The sequence below is a fragment of the Methanoplanus endosymbiosus genome (assembly GCF_024662215.1).
GTDB classification, from domain to species: Archaea; Halobacteriota; Methanomicrobia; order Methanomicrobiales; family Methanomicrobiaceae; genus Methanoplanus; species Methanoplanus endosymbiosus.
The window spans coordinates 2,278,310-2,295,301 of record NZ_CP096115.1 but is presented as its reverse complement, the minus strand read 5'-3'; the positions used below and the strand labels follow the sequence as shown (position 1 = coordinate 2,295,301).

Annotated in this window: 19 protein-coding genes, 1 tRNA gene and 2 rRNA genes; 3 read left to right on the top strand and 19 right to left on the bottom strand. The window is 42.3% G+C overall.

Annotated features, from left to right (window positions below; genetic code table 11):
- Position 1 precedes the first annotated feature (1 nt).
- The 10 genes from L6E24_RS10240 to L6E24_RS10195 all read right to left on the bottom strand — a co-directional run bounded on the left by L6E24_RS10240 (position 2) and on the right by L6E24_RS10195 (position 5,857).
- Entirely contained in the window at positions 2-283 is a 282-nt protein-coding gene (locus L6E24_RS10240; RefSeq protein WP_257741883.1) for a ribonuclease P protein component 1, read from the bottom strand.
- Entirely contained in the window at positions 280-486 is a 207-nt protein-coding gene (rpmC, locus tag L6E24_RS10235) for a 50S ribosomal protein L29 (protein ID WP_004079420.1), read from the bottom strand. The genes L6E24_RS10240 and rpmC overlap by 4 nt, the downstream gene beginning before the upstream one ends.
- Positions 487-1,215 (bottom strand): 30S ribosomal protein S3, encoded by a 729-nt coding sequence (locus L6E24_RS10230; protein WP_257741882.1) that lies wholly within the window; start codon positions 1,213-1,215, stop codon positions 487-489.
- Positions 1,215-1,676, bottom strand: a complete 462-nt coding sequence (locus L6E24_RS10225; RefSeq protein WP_257741881.1) for a 50S ribosomal protein L22 — start codon at positions 1,674-1,676, stop codon at positions 1,215-1,217. Before L6E24_RS10225 ends, L6E24_RS10230 begins: the two co-directional genes overlap by 1 nt.
- 5 nt (positions 1,677-1,681) lie before the next feature.
- On the bottom strand, positions 1,682-2,095 hold the full coding sequence (locus tag L6E24_RS10220) for a 30S ribosomal protein S19 (RefSeq protein ID WP_257741880.1): 414 nt from the start codon (positions 2,093-2,095) through the stop codon (positions 1,682-1,684).
- A gap of 16 nt (positions 2,096-2,111) precedes the next feature.
- Positions 2,112-2,825: a 50S ribosomal protein L2 gene (locus L6E24_RS10215; protein WP_257741879.1), complete on the bottom strand. Its 714-nt coding sequence runs from the start codon at positions 2,823-2,825 to the stop codon at positions 2,112-2,114.
- Between the two features lie 10 nt (positions 2,826-2,835).
- On the bottom strand, positions 2,836-3,084 hold the full coding sequence (locus L6E24_RS10210; RefSeq protein ID WP_257741878.1) for a 50S ribosomal protein L23: 249 nt from the start codon (positions 3,082-3,084) through the stop codon (positions 2,836-2,838).
- Complete coding sequence (gene rpl4p / locus L6E24_RS10205) at positions 3,085-3,831, bottom strand: 50S ribosomal protein L4 (RefSeq protein ID WP_257741877.1); 747 nt, start codon at positions 3,829-3,831, stop codon at positions 3,085-3,087.
- A gap of 8 nt (positions 3,832-3,839) precedes the next feature.
- Complete coding sequence (locus L6E24_RS10200; protein ID WP_257741876.1) at positions 3,840-4,853, bottom strand: 50S ribosomal protein L3; 1,014 nt, start codon at positions 4,851-4,853, stop codon at positions 3,840-3,842.
- A gap of 599 nt (positions 4,854-5,452) precedes the next feature.
- On the bottom strand, positions 5,453-5,857 hold the full coding sequence (locus L6E24_RS10195) for a Tfx family DNA-binding protein (RefSeq protein ID WP_257741875.1): 405 nt from the start codon (positions 5,855-5,857) through the stop codon (positions 5,453-5,455).
- A 151-nt stretch (positions 5,858-6,008) separates the two neighbouring features.
- Here L6E24_RS10195 and L6E24_RS10190 point away from each other — a divergent pair, with 151 nt between their 5' ends.
- The gene (locus L6E24_RS10190; protein ID WP_257741874.1) at positions 6,009-6,851 is read left to right on the top strand and encodes a F420-dependent methylenetetrahydromethanopterin dehydrogenase; all 843 of its coding nucleotides are present in this window, start codon (positions 6,009-6,011) and stop codon (positions 6,849-6,851) included.
- A gap of 155 nt (positions 6,852-7,006) precedes the next feature.
- Here L6E24_RS10190 and L6E24_RS10185 read toward each other — a convergent pair whose 3' ends face one another.
- Positions 7,007-7,954, bottom strand: coding sequence for a galactose-1-phosphate uridylyltransferase (locus L6E24_RS10185; protein WP_257741873.1), 948 nt, complete (start codon positions 7,952-7,954; stop codon positions 7,007-7,009).
- A 54-nt stretch (positions 7,955-8,008) separates the two neighbouring features.
- On the opposite strand from L6E24_RS10185, the gene L6E24_RS10180 reads away from it, so the two are divergent.
- A complete protein-coding gene (locus tag L6E24_RS10180) occupies positions 8,009-8,272 on the top strand; it encodes a hypothetical protein (protein ID WP_257741872.1) in 264 nt (87 codons plus the stop codon).
- Positions 8,273-8,310: 38 nt separating this feature from the next.
- Here the strand turns inward: L6E24_RS10180 and L6E24_RS10175 are convergent, their stop codons facing one another.
- The gene (locus tag L6E24_RS10175; protein WP_257741871.1) at positions 8,311-9,312 is read right to left on the bottom strand and encodes a 5,10-methylenetetrahydromethanopterin reductase; all 1,002 of its coding nucleotides are present in this window, start codon (positions 9,310-9,312) and stop codon (positions 8,311-8,313) included.
- Between the two features lie 375 nt (positions 9,313-9,687).
- On the opposite strand from L6E24_RS10175, the gene L6E24_RS10170 reads away from it, so the two are divergent.
- Positions 9,688-12,510, top strand: coding sequence for a tubulin/FtsZ family protein (locus tag L6E24_RS10170; RefSeq protein WP_257741870.1), 2,823 nt, complete (start codon positions 9,688-9,690; stop codon positions 12,508-12,510).
- A gap of 134 nt (positions 12,511-12,644) precedes the next feature.
- Here L6E24_RS10170 and L6E24_RS10165 read toward each other — a convergent pair whose 3' ends face one another.
- The 7 genes from L6E24_RS10165 to rrf (L6E24_RS10135) all read right to left on the bottom strand — a co-directional run bounded on the left by L6E24_RS10165 (position 12,645) and on the right by rrf (L6E24_RS10135) (position 16,951).
- Complete coding sequence (locus L6E24_RS10165; RefSeq protein WP_257741869.1) at positions 12,645-13,484, bottom strand: mechanosensitive ion channel family protein; 840 nt, start codon at positions 13,482-13,484, stop codon at positions 12,645-12,647.
- Positions 13,484-14,188 (bottom strand): DUF432 domain-containing protein, encoded by a 705-nt coding sequence (locus tag L6E24_RS10160; protein WP_257741868.1) that lies wholly within the window; start codon positions 14,186-14,188, stop codon positions 13,484-13,486. The genes L6E24_RS10165 and L6E24_RS10160 overlap by 1 nt, the downstream gene beginning before the upstream one ends.
- Positions 14,189-14,425: 237 nt before the next feature.
- Positions 14,426-14,547: ribosomal RNA gene (gene rrf, locus L6E24_RS10155) — 5S ribosomal RNA — on the bottom strand.
- 51 nt (positions 14,548-14,598) lie between these two features.
- Positions 14,599-14,670 (bottom strand) — tRNA-Cys (locus tag L6E24_RS10150).
- Between the two features lie 249 nt (positions 14,671-14,919).
- Positions 14,920-16,185, bottom strand: coding sequence for a C69 family dipeptidase (locus tag L6E24_RS10145; RefSeq protein WP_257741867.1), 1,266 nt, complete (start codon positions 16,183-16,185; stop codon positions 14,920-14,922).
- 144 nt (positions 16,186-16,329) lie between these two features.
- A complete protein-coding gene (locus L6E24_RS10140) occupies positions 16,330-16,593 on the bottom strand; it encodes a hypothetical protein (protein ID WP_257741866.1) in 264 nt (87 codons plus the stop codon).
- Between the two features lie 236 nt (positions 16,594-16,829).
- A 5S ribosomal RNA gene (gene rrf / locus L6E24_RS10135) occupies positions 16,830-16,951 on the bottom strand.
- Positions 16,952-16,992: the final 41 nt, after the last annotated feature.

Below are 16,992 nucleotides of genomic sequence, written 5' to 3'. Positions count from 1 at the left end.
TTTACCTCGGATTTTTAATTCGCATACTGATACGTTTTTCAGGCTGCGAAGCGAGCACCGAACCATCAACCCTTAACCGGGTATCATCTGGGAGGTGGATCTGAAACACAGCCCCTATCTTCTGCACTTTTCTGAGACCTGTTCCGGTATGTATTACAAGCATGTTTTTTGTTTCATCAACAATCCGGCCGGAGATATCATTCTGAAAACTGTTGGTTGAGGATTCAACCTTAACAGCAAGGCCGGTGAGTTCATGCCTGCACACATTACCCGGATTAATCAAGCCTCATTTCTCCTTTTGTTCTGCTCTGTCTTGATCCTGGCTACAGTGCGCCTGATCTCACGGATACGTCCCGGATTATCGGGTGCACCGCCGGCGCTGACCTTGCCGAGATTCTCGACATGCTCCAGTTCAAGTTTTGAAAGCTGTTCAGCCAGTTCTACATCACTGAGCTGCGCAACTTCTGATGCACGAAATATTGCCATTTAGAGATCCTCCTCTACCGGAACATCCTCTGTGGCTTCCATCTCTTCATCAGTCTCAAGTCCATATTCTTCTTCAGATGAGATCTCTTCAGGGACCGGCTCTGAAGTTTCTTTGACAGGTTCCGGAACTAATTCCGGCTCAATTACTTCAAAGTGGTCGGGAAGAATTGCACCCGGAGGAACAATTTTGACAGAACATCCGATACAGCCAAGTTTTTTGACTGCAATTGCAAAACCATGCTCAACAATTGTCTCGCTTGGTTCACCGGAATGTTTGATGTACCCTTCTGTAAACTTCTGGACACGTGCACGTGAACCTGTAAGTTTTCCTGAAGTTATAACCTCACAGCCAAGTGCTCCGGATTCCATTATACGGCGCATGATGCTTGAACCGGCCTTTCTGAAATACCAGCCGCGTTCAAGTGAATTTGCAAGCCTTTCAGCCATAATCTGTGCATTGAAGGATGGATTTTCAACCTGCTGAACCTCAATCTGAGGTGATTCAATGCCGTAATCATGCTGAAGTGTGGAAGTAAGTTCACGAACTACCTTTCCACCCTTTCCGATAACAATTCCCGGTTTTTCAGCATAAATTGTGACCTGTGTACCAAGAGGTGTCCTGACAATATCAGTGCCGCCGTATCCTGCTCTCTTAAGCTCTTTTACAAGAAACTTCTCGACACGTGCAGTGCGAACACCATCTTCAACAAATCTCTTCTCTACTGCCATTACTCCACCTCTCTGACAACGATCTCAATATTTACGGAGTCCGCATATTTTGGAGTTGCTCTGCCCATTGCACGAGGGAAGACAGATTTCATTCTTCTTCCCCTGCTTGCAGATACAACAATGATCTGAAGTTTTTCAGTATCAAGTCCAATGTACTCTGCATTCTTTTCAACTGATCTTAAGACCTTCAGGAAATACTCTGAAGCCTTTACAGGAAATCTTCCTGCATCCCAGTTTTTAAGACCTTTTTTGTGTGCAACATTACGGTTGAATCTCTTGAATGGAATTGGTTTTTTAAGTGCAACTACATCTTCGAGATATTCAATTGCCTCACCGGTTTTCATACCTCTGATGAAAGCAGCAATTTCAATGGAATGTTTTGGAGAGGTAGGGAACTCATTTCCCTTTGCTCTTGCAACATTATCGCCTTTAATATCGACTGAATATTCTGTTCTTGCCATATCAATCACTTCAGTGGTACAAATTTACTGGATCTTGTCGCACCGATACCTGCACTTCCGTGAGCTACACGCCTTCTGGTAAGAGCAAATTCACCAAGATATGCAAAGACTGCCTCAGGCTGAATTTCAACCTTGAGGAACTCCTTGCCATTATATACCTCAATTGTCTTGCCGACCATCTCCGGCATGATAACCAGATCACGAATATGTGTTCTAATGCGTTCCTTTCCTTCTCTTACCTCAGAGATGACTTTTTCATGTCCGGGTGAGAGTCCGCGGCCGAATTTACGGCGTGCCCTTGCAGGCATAATCGGAAGAAGCTCACTGAGACTCATCTGCTGAAGTTCCTCAATTTTGTAGCCGTGATAGGTGAATTCTTCTTTTCGCCTCGGCAATCTTCTCTGTATTTTTTTTGCCATTGTCTACACCACCTCGTTACTTCCTTCCTGTCCTCTTGGCAGCAATGTGTCCGACCTTTCTTCCAGGTGATGTTCCACGTGCTACAGTCTTTGGCCTTCCGCAGTGCTGGTGGCCTCCCCCTCCGAACGGATGGTCAATCACGTTCATGCAGACACCTTTGACTCTCGGCCATTTCTGTGCCTGTGACTTAATCTTGTGGAACTTCTTTCCGGCTTTAACAAACGGCTTCTCACTGCGTCCTCCACCTGCAACAATTCCGACTGTTGCACGACAGAAACCGTGGAACCACTTGTGCTTTCCGCTTGGCATCCTGATACCGACACGTCCTTCATTGGACTTGCCTATGACCTGTGACTGAACACCGCTTGCACGGATGAACTTACCACCGTCGTTTGGCCTTGCCTCTACATTACAGACAAATGCTCCGACCGGAATGTCGATGAGCCTGAGTGTGTTTCCGTTTTTGACTTCAGCTTCAGGACCCCATGCAACATCTTCACCGACTGACATGCCTTCAGTAACCAGCATGTAGATCTTTTCTCCCTCTTCAAGTTCGACGAGAGCAATTGGTGCGTGCCTTGCAGGGTCGTGTTCAATATCAATAATTCTGCCACGGACGGTCTCGTCCAGCTTGCCAGGATGTTTGAGTGATGCTTTGTATTTGTGTGACGGAGCACGATACACCGGGCCACCACGGCCACGATTCTGTGATATAATTCTTTTTCCCATTCACACCACCTTACATTATTCCTAGTCTGCTGAGAATTTCTTCTCCGGCTTTTTCATCTTCAAAGCTGACAATGGCTTTCTTCTCTCCCTTCATTGTCATAAGTGTCCTGACGGCTGTAACCTTCTTGTCAAACATCTTCTCGACTTCATAGGCAACCTGTGCCTTTGTTGCCTTTCTGTCAACAAAGAACTGGAGTTTACCGTCAAATTCAAGACCCATTGCTGCTTTTTCAGAGACATACGGATGTTTAATTATCATTTAAAAGTCCTCCATCTTCTTAAGTGCTGCAACAGTCCAGACAGTCAGACGACCTGCATGAGTACCAGGTGCCAGAAGTTCTGCATTTAACTGGTTGACAGATACCGCATCAACACCTGCAAGATTTGCAGCTGCCTGATGTGGCTTTTCCGATGTTACGATAAGAAGGCTCTTGCGCTGTTTGTAACGGCGGCCACGGAGTTTTCCGCGTCCTGCACGAACTTTCCTTGAATCTCTTGAACGGACTACATCCTGGTAAAGACCTGCTGCCTCAAGTGCTGAGACTACATCTTTTGTTCTGGCGAGTTCTTCGAAAGAATCCTCAAAAACAAATGGTACGTCACCTTCAAATTTGTGTCCGCGTGCAAGAACAAGTTCAGGATTTGTGGTTGCAGCGATTGCCGATCTGATCGCTATTCTCTTTTCCTGCTTGTTTATCTTCCTGACAAGGATCTTCTCAACCTTTGGCGGATGAGCTGCACGGCCACCGACGGCCTGCGGGATACGTGCCACACGGGAACCATTCTTAATCCTTGGAACCTGTGCTGCACCTCTGCCACTTCCCCATGATGCTGCGGAAGTTTTTATTCCTGCATATGGATTGGTGCCATGAGGCTGATAGCGGGTACTCTGGTTGGAGATAACTGCCCTCTTAATTAAATCAGGCCTGTAATACTCATCAAATACTGCCGGAAGATCCATCTCACCGGCGTTCTGACCATCTATAGATAATATCTGTGCTTTCATCTCTCAGTTCACCCCTGCTTACTCATTGTGCTGATATAGCTGATAGACGGCTCGCGTACAACGTGTTCTCCCTGGCGGATTGCCGGTCTGATTCTGATAAGACGCTTTGTAGGTCCCGGAATTGAACCTTTAATAGCAATATATCTGCCTCTGACAAGTCCGTAGTGGAGGAACCCACCTGCGGGGTTGATCTCTTCAGGGTTATCTCCGACTTTGAGAATGCGCTTATTGAATTCAGTTCTCTGCTGGTATCCCATCTGTCCAATCTGTGCAACCTGCCACCTTACATGGTGAGGGGTCCACGGACCGAGGTTTCCGATATGTCTCTTCTTCTTTCCACGTGAGTGCTTGCGCTTCCTCACAGGAATACCCCAGCGCTTTACAGGACCATTGGTTCCTTTACCTGTGGTGACAGCTGTGACATCTATATACTGGCCGACACTTGCAATATCCTCAAGTTCGACTTCACTGCCGAACAGGCCGATTGCGTGGTCGAAGCATGCCCTGATATCTCCTCCGCCGACACGCATTTCCATCATGTCAGGGACTTTTTTGGGGACACCGGTAAGCATGGCCGGCTGTGTGTGCACGAGAACAAATATATCAGTAACTTTTCCGGCCTCAATGGCTTCGGTTATCTTCTGAACATTCTCTTCTGCATTGTTCTTCTTTGGAATACTGATACGGTCTTTCAGTTTTCCGTCAAGTTCATCTGCCCATACCTCAGCGAATACTTTCTTTCCATATGTATCCTTAGTATAGGCCCGAACTGCCATTACCCTGATAGGGGGAATCTCCACAATAGTTACTGGAACAGCGATCTCTTTTCCTTCGCTTGGGCTGTTCTTATGGTCATCAACCATTACAATGTGTGTCATACCCACCTTGTATCCGGCAAAACCCTGCAGTTTCGGTTCCCCGGCGCACTCTTGCCATGACTGGTACTTTGGTACCTGGCTTTTTGCACGCTTGCGGGGGCTGTATGCAAGGGATCCCCTGCGTGGTCTGGTTGTTTGGGGCATTTTTCGATCAGTCCTACAAACTAAATTTTCACAATATTCTTCCGAGAAGCAGGAATAAATCCTGCAAAGGACAGTAAACGACTGAATCGGAACAGAAACGAATGTACAGCAGTCAGGCTTCTAACCCGGCCGGGGATAAACTGCATCTTCACAGACATCCGACAGTGCACCTAAATTATAAAGGGCAACTTACTACTCACAAACAGATTCTGACCTTAATATGCACTACTCTTTCAGAGTAAGGGCCGAAAAATTTCGTCCACCCATATTGCGCATACATCAAATTCTACATCGTCAGCCCGTCCGGCAGAACCGGACATTAATCTCGGCAAAACCCGGCATAAAATACCGGGGCAACCACATTATAAGATTAAATGCCCGGAATTCCAGAGAAATGCAATATTTTCAGATATTGCACACCCTTAAAATTCCGGACTTCCCATAACGGTTTCCTAAATATTGTAAAGACAGGTTTAAAAACCTATTCCGCACCATGCAAAACCAGCCGGATATAACAGGAGAAATAAATCATAAAAGCGCACCGAAAAATAAGAATTATAATTTTATCTGCCGGAACTTTTTTAAAAAAGCTTCACATTTCAGTTGAAATAAATTTCACCGTCATCATTGATATAAACAAGAATATCATTCCTGATATAACGCGCCCTGAACTTTTCAGGATTTGAATCGCGCATACGGTTTATCAGTGAAATTGTATCATACCTTACCTTAATCCCCATCTTTTCAGCCTCGTCAAAGATCTGCCGTGTTGCATCAATAAAGTCAGAACCGGACTTGATCACGCAGAGTTCACGTGCGTCAAGAGTGAATAAAAACTCAAGAGTCTCACGCGCTTTTTTTATATTTTCCATAGCTGCCTTTTCAATTGTGCAGACATTTGCCTTTGAAGTCCCTATAACATCAGCAATCTGCTGCTGCGTGTATCCCTTTTTCCTGTATCTAAGGACCTCTTTCTGGCGATCAGTAAGAAGGCTTTCTTTCATTAACATGGTTATATGATCTAATAAACTTAAACACTTTTCTTTAACATGTTAAGTTAACAGAGTATTTCCACCATTTCTCCGGAAGAATTCAAAATCTTTATATCCAGACCGGATGAATTTAAAATGTTCTCAATTTTGAGAGGTATAAAATATGGTAGTTAAAGTAGGAATAGCAAAACTCGGAAACATTGCAAGTGGTGTAATGGCAGAACTGCTCCTCGATGAGCGTGCAGACCGTAACGACATGCAGACATTCATGGCAACAAGCGGAACAAAACTTCAGCCTGAAGATATTGAGCGTGTTGTTGAGAACATGAAAGCATGGGCTCCTGACTTCTGTATCGTCGTTTCACCAAACGGCGTTCTCCCAGGACCAAAGGGCGCACGTGAAGCTCTTGCAGCAGCAGGAATTCCATGCGTTGTCATTACCGACGACATCACATCCAAGAAGGATGACTTTGCAGCACTCAAGGAATCCGATTTCGGATACATCATTATGAAGGCAGACTCCATGATCGGAGCACGCCGTGAATTCCTTGACCCGGTAGAGATGTCAGACTACAACGGAAACCTTGTAAAAGTTCTTACAATCACAGGCGCTTTCCGCAAACTCCAGTTCGCAATTGACAAAGTCATTGACCAGGTCAAAGAAGGAAAGAAGGGTGCAGAACTCGAACTTCCAAAGATTGTCATGACATCCGACAAGGCAGTTGTGGATGAGTTCTCAAACCCATACGCATATGCAAAGGCACGCGCAGCATACGAGATTGCACAGGCTGTTGCAGGCGTAAATGTAAAAGCCTGCTTCATGACAAAAGGCCACGAGAACTACACACCAATCGTTGCATCAGCTCACGAGATGATGCGTGCAGCAACACTCCTCTGTGACGAAGCACGCGAAATTGAGAAGGGTTGTGACGGCGTTATCCGCATGCCACACAAGGCAGACGGAGAAATTGTCAGGAAGACAGAGCTCATCTCAAAGCCCTGGTAAACATAAAACAGACTAACATTTTAAATAACTAATAAATCCGGATTTTACCGGATTGGCAGAATATTAACAATTATTCTGCAACTTTTTTTATAACGAAAACAGAAGATAACTGCATCAGTTCCGAATTTAACAGCACTTCTGCCGGACTGTGAAAGCTAATTTCCGGAATCAGATCCCTTAAACATTGAAGGTATCTTTTCAGGAAGAGTCATACACACAGGTTCAAAATGAAGTCTTTCCATAAATGCAGAATCGGAGACCGACATCTCATTAGGGTTGATCCGCGCAATAACTGAGACAAATGATCTGAAGGAACCGTCATTATCCTCCTTATCAAACCGGATTGTGGCATTGAAAGCGAAATGGCCGCATGAATGATAATAATCAATTATTTTTTTTAAACCGGACGATATGTCAGAGATATATGATCCAAAATCCGGAAGGGAGGAAAATGGAAGATAGCCGCGGATTTCCTTCTCTCCAATCGGTACCGGAGAGGCGCACCACAGTATTTCATCACCGGAAATATACCTTTCAGAGTCTGCCTCCGACTCCCTTAGTTTATCCCAGTAACAACAGCCATGCCGTGACATAAATTCACGGCTCTTTCCGATGAAAATTCTGTTGACATATGAAGGACTCTGATCAGATATCCCCTGCATATGGGGATGCACCATGCTTGCACCGGAAGACGGCAAATTATTCCAGTTTATAGAGGGGTAACCTCCACACCCCGTCAGAGCCACGTACTGTCCCGTAAGGGCATCTATTATCTGCCGGACAGACAAACCCACAGGATTGTGAGAATTGGTAATTACTGTAACTATATGACTGCCTGAAAAGGGATAGAGATTCGGGAAGGTTACACTCTCACCAATGAGCAGTTTTTTCCCGTCGGCAAAGGATGGAGTCGCCCCCATAATATTTTCCGGACAGAAAGGGCATGAAACACCGGAAGATTCAGGGATAAAACCCCGAACAGGAACTCTTTTTTCCCTTTCAGGACTTATCCGGCACGTAAAACCAAAGAGACTGTCCTGCCTGTAACGGACATTACCCCCAGGAGCTGCAACAACCCTCTCTGAAAAAAATCCGGAATGCATTTATTAAACAATAATTTTTTTACCCAATAATAGTATCTCCAGCATAATTGTATAATGGAGATAAATTCAGCGCAGATAAATCCATTTCGTAATAACAAAAAAATTGCTGAAGATGTCCGCCATCCGGGACGAAAGATCAGTCAGAGTCAGATATTAAAGAGCAGAATATGCCGGAGACAGAGGCACGGAGAGATAACAACAGGCGAACCACATAAAAGAAAGCTGAATGATGCACAGAGCAATAATACAGAGAATAACAGTGCAGAAAATCATTCAGGTAAACTGCCACCCGCCTGTGCAGGGAAACTTCACGCCTGAAATGTCAAAAAAATTTGGATATTTTAGAAATATCAGACTTATATAATGTATTTTCCGAGAAGACGGATGGAGTTTGTCATGTCAGGTCCGAGTGGTGAACCGAAGATAATCTGTGTAACACCGGATGCTGTAAGGTTATCACATTTCTCTTTTACCATCTCAGGTGTACCTGCAATTGTGAATGCGTCAATCTCTGCATCACCGACAAGGCCTCCGACTGCTCCGAAATCAAAGCGTCCAAGAGCTTCCTTGATCTTTGCAACATTGCTGAGATCAAGTCCGTGGCGCTCAAGAAGTGCCGGTGGTGAACCTGCTGCAATGAATGCTGCAACGATCTTTGCTGCATTGCGTGCCTTCTTCTCGCTCTGGTCAATGGACATTGCTGTGTATGCACCAACATCGAATTTCTTGAACTTCTTCTCGTCAACTGCATCGCATGCTGCTTTGATCAGTGGAATTGCAATGTCAAAGTCCTTGGAGTTTGATGCGTTGATAAGTGCTCCATCTCCGATCTCACCTGCAAGTCCAAGCATCTTTGGACCCTGTGCGCCGATGTAGGTAGGGATCTGCTTCTTCTTTGCAGGAAGCTGGACACCTGTGAGCTTTGCTCCGTCATAGTCGAAGAACTGCATATCGCCGGTCTTCTTGACTTCTTCACCTGCACAGAGTGCTTTGATCTGCTTTACACCCTCTGCAAGGCGTGCAACAGGCTTTGAAGCTTCAATTGCAAGCTTTGGAAGTGTTGAAAGGTCACCTGGTCCAATTCCAAGTACTGCACGTCCCTCTGAAATCTCATTGAGTGTGCACATGAATGATGCAATAGCAGCAGGTGTGTCTGTGAATGTATTCATGATACCCGGTCCCATCTTCAGGCTGTCGGTAGCCTCTGCAATTGCTGCAAGGGTTGGGTAGCAGTGGCGGTTGTTGTAGTGGTTTGTAATCCATGCAAAGTCGATATCCTTCTGCTCCGCAAGTTTACAGTAATTCACTACCTGTTTAACTGATATATTTCCTGGTACAAATTCAATTCCATAACTCAAGGTATATTCACCTCAGATAGAGTATTAATTCAGAGGAAGTTAAATAAATTATCATTTGGATTTCCGGGGACTGTCCGGCAATAGCACAGGTTAAAAAATAATCATAAATAATACGATTTAAGAGATAAAACCTAAAACAAAGAGAAAAATACAGACATTCATTAAAATAACAATAAATACATATAAGGAAAAACCTGTTAACAGTAATAGTCTTTATTGGCTTGCAAATACTAATATTAATATATCTGTACATAAAAACCGGAATAATCCGGAATTCTGAGATTCAGAATAATACTCAGATTATTTGTTTAAGAGAAAAATATGCGATTATCCGGAGAATAATCCGGTAAGGTAACAGAACAGACAATATAATATATGAAAATACTTGCCGTCGGACTGGGAGGAGCAGGATCAAGAATTGTTGATCAGCTCTATTATCAGGACAGAAGAAGCAGCGTAAGCTGTATCTCCTCGGTTGTGATAGATGTAGACGGTAACCTGTTAAATCAACTTAAAAACCTCCCTAACGACTGCAAAATATTCTTTCCCGCAATTGATCCTGATGTCCACTATGACACCAGATCAACTGTTGACATCAAAGAGATAATGGCGCAGATAAAAAAACTGGACAATCTGGATATTGATGCAATTCTTGTATTTACCGGACTTGGAGGAAGTTTAAGCGACATTATTCCGGAGATCACAGAGGAGATAAGAAAAGCCTATTATGAACCCGTTTTTGCAGTCTGCACCCTGCCGTACCATAATGAAGGAAAGAGAATTGCTGCAAAAGCCGCGGATGACATCAAAAAAATAGAAAAATTTGTGGATGGAATTATTCTTTTTGACAATGAGACCTGGTACAGAAAGATCAAGGCATCATATGAAACATCAGTGGATGATGAAGGGAAATCCCACATCAGGCAGGCAGCATACGCAAAGATATTCCCCGATAACCCAAGGGACCTCTACAAATTGCTGAATGATAAAATATCACGTCAGATCGGTCTGTTGCTGCGCGCAGGAGAATTCAATGAATCCGGAGTCGAATATGCGGAAGTCGTTCTGGATGCGGGGGAAGTGCTGAACACTCTGAAGGATAATGGCATCACAGCAATAGGTTACGCAATTGAGGAACTGCCAAGAAACCGCTTTGATCCGCTCCAGAAGTTAAGGCCTGAATCATATTTCAGTGATGGATCACATAAGAGGGCCACCAGAATAGTTTCTCTTGCAAAAAAAGCAGTTTATGAAGAGATCTCAATACCGTGTGACCTGACAAGCGCGTATAAAGCGCTGATTCTCATCGCCGGGCCGTCAAAAGAACTCTCAATGAAAGGCTTTCAGACTGTACGGAAATGGATCGATTCAAGTATTGCAGGACTTGAGATGCGCTCCGGAGATTACCCTGTAAGATCCACAAAATATGTAGGCATCATCATTATGCTCTCAGGAATTCAGAATATCCCGCGCCTTGAGGAAATAAAGCAGTTAAGTGAAGAATATAAGGAAGAAACTGAGCAGAGAGAGAGAGAATATGCTGAGAGCAGAATACTGATGGATGAAGAGATAAATCTGCTTTTAAACAGTGATAATGCCGGAACAGAAGATTCTGAAGATGAAAGTTGTCAGGAAGAATCTTTTGATCTGTATGAGATCAGTAACCGGTCCAAAACAGAGCAGGATGATGATATACCACATAATGAAGAGACCGATGATGAGGAATATTATAAAGGGGATCCTGATGACGATGTCTGGGAGCTTATAGACGGAGGTTTTTCTTCAAAACCTCCGGAGACAATTAATGACGAAGAGATCCATCCACCAATCATCGAAGCAGAAGAGGTTATTAAAGATATGAGTTATGTAAATGAAAATAATGAGAGTGATTATACAGAATCTCTCAACATTGTGGAATTCTTTGAGGATAAAAACATTAACCTGATTCAGATTGTAGAAGAGGAAGACAATAACGGCTGCACCAGAGGATATTCATTTAATGAACTTCTTGAAGACGATGAACCGGAAAGATACGAAGAAGAAAGATCCCGAAGTTATGAACCGGAAAATTATCCTCTTACCTCAATAGATTATGTCAAACGTGAGGAATATGAGGAATTAAAAAAAGAGCTTTCCAGATATAGGGAAGATTCCATAAAAAAAGGAAGTTCATCAGATAAAAGTGAGATAAATAATAAGGACAACCGGATTAAAGTCAAAAATAATAAAAAAAGGGAAAATACAGAAGATTCAGGGATATCCCTTCCGGGAAGGGCTGACAAAAATATTGCTGATATGACCAGAATGACAGATGTCAGTCTCGGCAAAGCACCAAAGGATCGTATATTCGAAGTTGGCGGCATCAAAGGCCCGCAGATGCCAAGAGAGAAGAGCGATGTCGCAAGAGTTGGTGAAAAGATAAGCATTGGCAGTACAGCTTTTAAAGCAAATGACAGATCTTTTTCAACCGGAAATTTCTCAGCAGGATCCAAACAGAGGCCGTCTGAAAATTCATTTGGAGGAGGAAATTTATCTGCGGGATCCAAACAGAGACCGTCTGAGAATTCATTCGGGGGAGGAAGTTTATCTGCGGGGTCCAAACAGAGGCCGTCTGAGAATTCATTCGCCGGAGGAAGTTTATCTGCAGGGTCCAAACAGAGGCCAAATGACAGTGCATTTGCAGGCAGCGTAATTTCGGTTGCAAAGGTAAAAAAAGCCAATGACAATTCAATTTCAGGCAGAATAATATCTGTAAGGCAGAATATTGTCCCTAAGGACAGCGGGAATTTTAAAGTCGGAAGTAAGATCAAAAAACCAAAGGAACTTCTCTCTGACGGTGTTAAAATTGGCAGCAATACAAGACCAAAGGAACTTCTGTCGGACAATATGAGACTTTCAGGAGGGATAAAAAAACCAAAGGAACTTCTCTCAGGAGGTGTTAAAATTGGCAGCAACCCAGGACCAAAGGAACTCCTCTCAGGAGGTGTTAAGATCAGAGGCGAGATTTCCGGAAGAAATGAAAGAAACACCCGGAAGAATGATAATATAAATGGCAATATATTTGATCAGGAAACCTCAGGCAGCAAAAGAGAGAATAATTTAGAAGAGATAAATACAGAGCAAAAATCAAATAACAACAGGAAAAAAGAAGAAACCGGCAAAAACAAAGGCAACCGGAGCGATATCTCCTGGATATAATCTATCTGAGTGACAAAAAGAGTGACAAAAAAATAGTAAAGAACCCTTAATAATTAAAATAAAACAGATATAATATTATCCGGGATTCTCATTTTTCCAGAGATTATAATCCATAACCCAAAAGAAAAAAATATCTATTTTTCAGAAAAAACAGGATTTTTTTCCGGAAACCACACAGTTCTCTGAGGGAAGGGTATCTCTACGCCTTCTGCTTCAACTGCAAGCTTTATCTTTTGCAGCAGTTCTCTCCTGACATCCCACCAGACAGAGGACGGTGCCCAGATTTTTACAATAATCACAACTCCGTTCTGCCCCAGCCGGTCAACAAATACCACTGGTTTAGGATATTTTAAGGCAAAAGGATGGCTGTCAATTACACCTTTTATAACCGACATTGCAAGTTCTGCATCATCCCTGTATCTTATCTCAACCGAATATTCAAACCGTCTTGCCACGTTGGCAACATAGTTTGTGATATTAGACGAAAATATCGTGAGATTAGGAATACGGGTGTAAATACCGTCATAAGTCTTAATTATTGTAGAAAGAATTCTGATATCCTCAACAGTGCCCAGGACATCACCGACACCCACATTATCACCAATTTTTATCGGTCTTTCTATAAATATTACAATTCCGGAGATGAAATTTGAAAAAAGGTTCTGTCCGGCAAAACCAATGATAATACCAATTATTCCGCCGGCAAATAAAATTCCGGAGAGATCAACATCTATATACGGCAGGGCTGTAATAAGGCCGACAGTCAGTATTGTAAAATATACGATTTTTATTAATAGTTCACGATCATTAACCGGAATTTTACCGGATATATCTTTTCTCAGTTTTTTTGATATTATCTGACCCAGGGCAAAGGAGACTACAATAATCAGAATAAATAAAAACAGTTCATATACCGTCACCCCGGTACCGGATATATTCCAGGAAGAGACCATGCCAGTCAGATTCTCCATCATCAATAACCAAGCTCCATCAGAAATGACTTTTTAGTAACCGAAATCTTTCTTGAGGTATAGATCTCATATGACTTATTCATCCCGACAATTAAAGGAACATTGAGAAATGTTGTCTCAGCAGTATTATTATGAAGGAGATTCATTTCTGCCACCATTGAGACACAGTTATCATTATAGTATAATTTCATGCCCCATCCGTCAAAAACCGAAGATGAAACATTTGCAATATCTTTTCCGGAGTTTATTAGAGTAAGAGAAAGAACTCCGTCTTTAAATATATCAGTCTCAGGAATGGTCCTGTAAATATCACTCTCACGATAACTGACAATTGTTCCTTTTGTGGGAGATCCATACAAAGAATATTTCTGCTCATTTACTGAAAAAACATCAATTAACTCAGTATTTTTTCCGGCATGCAAAAAAACACCAATTTCAATGGGAAATGTGAGATAGAACAGTACTACAGACTGAGGTTCGACAACCAGATTTTTGAATTTAACCTGAAGAAGACTTGTTACAGAAGATGGGAGATTAACAGGTTCTACAGGATTAATTATTATACTTCCGTTTTTTGCCTGAATATAATTATCATGCACTTCACCACAGCATTCCCTGCGGTATAAATAAAGACCATTCTCCTCTGTAACATCGATCTTTATTCCACCAGACTCTATGGAAAACGGATAGCTATAATGACCATACATAAGGTTTAAACGCTCCTCCGGAAAGTAACAGCATAAATATCTCAGGTAAATATAAACATCCCAATTAGAATAAAGTTTTCAATGAGCAGATATAAGCAGGAATATTAATTCAGCAATATCTACGGACTACGGTAGATTTTTTTAAAAACAAGATTAAGAGACTAAAAGGTTACAACAGGCTGATCTAAGAATAGAGCATCAGAAATGTTACTTAAAAGAGTCACATAATACTTCAGAAAATTGCAGCGCTGAGTGGTTCCCAAGAACTCTCGTATCTTAGTACAGCATTCAACGTGGGCGGGCTTAACTGCCGGGTTCGAGATGAGTCCGGGTGTTGCCCCGCCGCTATGGCCGCAATTTAAGGGATAAATCCCAAAAAATCCGCTGATTTCAGTTAAGAAATTTCGCGAAGCCAAGGTCCAGATTTGAACTGGAGTATAGCTGCTCTGCAGGCAGCCGCGTGGCCGCTCCGCCACCTTGGCATTGTGCTTACAAACATAGGAAGTCCATAAATTAATAGCTGCCGGTTTTAATCTGAAATAATGCCGGCAAAAAACCAGTTAACTCTATGTAATTCACAGTTTTTTCCAGACGGAATATTTTTTTCCCGAATATGGTACATCCGGCGCATATCAGCAATTATAAATCCCCGGTAAATATTACACAGCCATCCCGATAAAAAATAACATCAACAAAATTCGATTACACTCAAAAAAAAGAAAATGATTTATTCAGCTGCAATTTTCAGCAGTCTGATGCTCAAGAATATATTCATACTCACTACCCGGTGTCGTATAAACTGTCTCATTAACATATACAAGATCAGGAGTACTATCAAGCCCGTTCATGTCATAGATTCTTGGTCCGTACTGATATCCGGCATCCTGATACCACCAGTCAGGATAACCAGGATATGCTGTATTTTTACTTACAGGATCGTATATTCCCCCGTTTGTATATGATACTACCAGAGAATCAGAGAGATTCCACCAGGATGATACAAGATCTTCGGCAGTATCAACAGTATATGAAGTGAGATATTCTTTACAGGCATCTTCTCCCTCACGGTTAAGAATTTCCAGGGCCTCCTCCTCAATTTCAGCCTGCCTTAACAGGAAGAGATTTTCATGTTTCTGTTGTTCCTCCTTTATTTCCGGAAAGATATATGAGTACTGAAGCCTTGCCCAGTTGGTCACAAAATTAAACGACCACCATGCACTGTTTCTGTTGTATTGTGACCGGTTCCCGTTTTCAAAAGATTCAGGAAGGGCATTTGTACCGACATAAAGCGGAGTATAGCAGCTTTCAGAGGGTTGTGCAAATCCAAACCAGCAAAGACCCCCAACCGGATAAGACATTTCTCTTCTACTCTCTGTAACATAACTGTAGGCACAGTAATATGCAGATATTGGCCTTGGCCATGCACCCGGACGGATCTCTCCATCTTTAAAGTCTGTATGTGAATCAAATTCTCCACGTATTCTGTAAGGATCTCCATAAGGTCCGGCTGCGATTCCGGTTGTCAGATCAAAAACCGTACCTTCATAATGATCCCTGAATATAGAAAATATTTCAGTATCATTTAACAGATGATCCGGAGAAACGGAGAACGGGTACTCACGACTAAAAGAATCTTCAACATACGGGCTAAAATTCTGTGAAGGAGAAATACGGTTGTAAATACTCCATATTCTTGACAACGAATAATACGGATGAGAATATTCTCCATTACTTACAGTATTCAGCCAGTCAAGTGTTTTATTCTGCGCAGACCACCAGCCATTCTTTTCTGCTACCTCAAACAGATTTTTGGAATACAGAATATCGGGATTACCAGGTTCAATATCACGTATGCGGAATATATTTGAAGCAGCAAATACTGTACCGTCAGGAACTTTTTTAGCAACCCACAGACTTTCCGTCTCACTCAGGTTTCCCCCACACATCTCAATTACCCACGCCTCATCCGGATCTGCAAAGATAAAAGAGGCATTCATACAAAACAGGGCATATCATATAACTAAGACACAGATCACGACTCTCAGAAAGTCCAGGATGCCATATAAGATTAAGTATGCTCAATGTATCATTCAGATTAATATTAAAATATTGACTGTTTTTTTAGGAAAACAGATCTTTTCTCATTGTTTATTATTTAATTCCTTCTCAATCTCTTCAAATGTCAAAAGTTCATATCTTTTGACAGAGTTATCACTTTCAGAATACATCCTGACATATAGTTCCAAATCCCGGTTCTCAAAAGAAGCAGGATTATCAGTACCTGAAACCTGTATAAAACCCAAAGAATTCAGTTCACCGGCAATGAGAGTAAATTCACTTTCGGATTTTAAAATCTGGTTTATCCTTTCAATTGCATTTTTCTGTTCATGGATTCTTACAGTCATATAGTTAAATAAACCCGATAATATTTCAAGTTAGTTATCAATTAAAATAGCTTAACACTGAATTTTAGAAGATATTCCGAGTAAAATTATAGATTATAAAAACTGTACTGACAACTAAATAAAATTAAAACGCCGTTGACAATCTCAGATTAATAAAGAACAGAGTCAATATTAACAGTATTTTAACGCTTACACTGACATAATAACTTTTCAGAAGAGACAATCACTCACATGAGCAATTGCAGCGTTAGGTGGTTCCCAAGAACTCTCGTATCTTAGTACAGCACCCAACGTGGGCGGGCTTAACTGCCGGGTTCGAGATGAGTCCGGGTGTTTCCCCGCCGCTATGGCCGCAATCACAGACCGGACATCAGGTCATGAACCTGAATTATTGTCTGC

What these genes read in the sequence shown, in the direction of transcription:
- rpmC (WP_004079420.1), bottom strand. Translation starts at nt 486, where the DNA reads ATGGCAATATTTCGTGCATCAGAAGTTGCGCAGCTCAGTGATGTAGAA.
- L6E24_RS10230 (WP_257741882.1), bottom strand. Translation starts at nt 1,215, where the DNA reads ATGGCAGTAGAGAAGAGATTTGTTGAAGATGGTGTTCGCACTGCACGT.
- L6E24_RS10225 (WP_257741881.1), bottom strand. Translation starts at nt 1,676, where the DNA reads ATGGCAAGAACAGAATATTCAGTCGATATTAAAGGCGATAATGTTGCA.
- L6E24_RS10220 (WP_257741880.1), bottom strand. Translation starts at nt 2,095, where the DNA reads ATGGCAAAAAAAATACAGAGAAGATTGCCGAGGCGAAAAGAAGAATTC.
- L6E24_RS10215 (WP_257741879.1), bottom strand. Translation starts at nt 2,825, where the DNA reads ATGGGAAAAAGAATTATATCACAGAATCGTGGCCGTGGTGGCCCGGTG.
- L6E24_RS10210 (WP_257741878.1), bottom strand. Translation starts at nt 3,084, where the DNA reads ATGATAATTAAACATCCGTATGTCTCTGAAAAAGCAGCAATGGGTCTT.
- rpl4p (WP_257741877.1), bottom strand. Translation starts at nt 3,831, where the DNA reads ATGAAAGCACAGATATTATCTATAGATGGTCAGAACGCCGGTGAGATG.
- L6E24_RS10200 (WP_257741876.1), bottom strand. Translation starts at nt 4,853, where the DNA reads ATGCCCCAAACAACCAGACCACGCAGGGGATCCCTTGCATACAGCCCC.
- L6E24_RS10195 (WP_257741875.1), bottom strand. Translation starts at nt 5,857, where the DNA reads ATGAAAGAAAGCCTTCTTACTGATCGCCAGAAAGAGGTCCTTAGATAC.
- L6E24_RS10190 (WP_257741874.1), top strand. Translation starts at nt 6,009, where the DNA reads ATGGTAGTTAAAGTAGGAATAGCAAAACTCGGAAACATTGCAAGTGGT.
- L6E24_RS10185 (WP_257741873.1), bottom strand. Translation starts at nt 7,954, where the DNA reads ATGCATTCCGGATTTTTTTCAGAGAGGGTTGTTGCAGCTCCTGGGGGT.
- L6E24_RS10180 (WP_257741872.1), top strand. Translation starts at nt 8,009, where the DNA reads ATGGAGATAAATTCAGCGCAGATAAATCCATTTCGTAATAACAAAAAA.
- L6E24_RS10170 (WP_257741870.1), top strand. Translation starts at nt 9,688, where the DNA reads ATGAAAATACTTGCCGTCGGACTGGGAGGAGCAGGATCAAGAATTGTT.
- L6E24_RS10165 (WP_257741869.1), bottom strand. Translation starts at nt 13,484, where the DNA reads ATGATGGAGAATCTGACTGGCATGGTCTCTTCCTGGAATATATCCGGT.
- L6E24_RS10160 (WP_257741868.1), bottom strand. Translation starts at nt 14,188, where the DNA reads ATGTATGGTCATTATAGCTATCCGTTTTCCATAGAGTCTGGTGGAATA.
- L6E24_RS10145 (WP_257741867.1), bottom strand. Translation starts at nt 16,185, where the DNA reads ATGAATGCCTCTTTTATCTTTGCAGATCCGGATGAGGCGTGGGTAATT.
- L6E24_RS10140 (WP_257741866.1), bottom strand. Translation starts at nt 16,593, where the DNA reads ATGACTGTAAGAATCCATGAACAGAAAAATGCAATTGAAAGGATAAAC.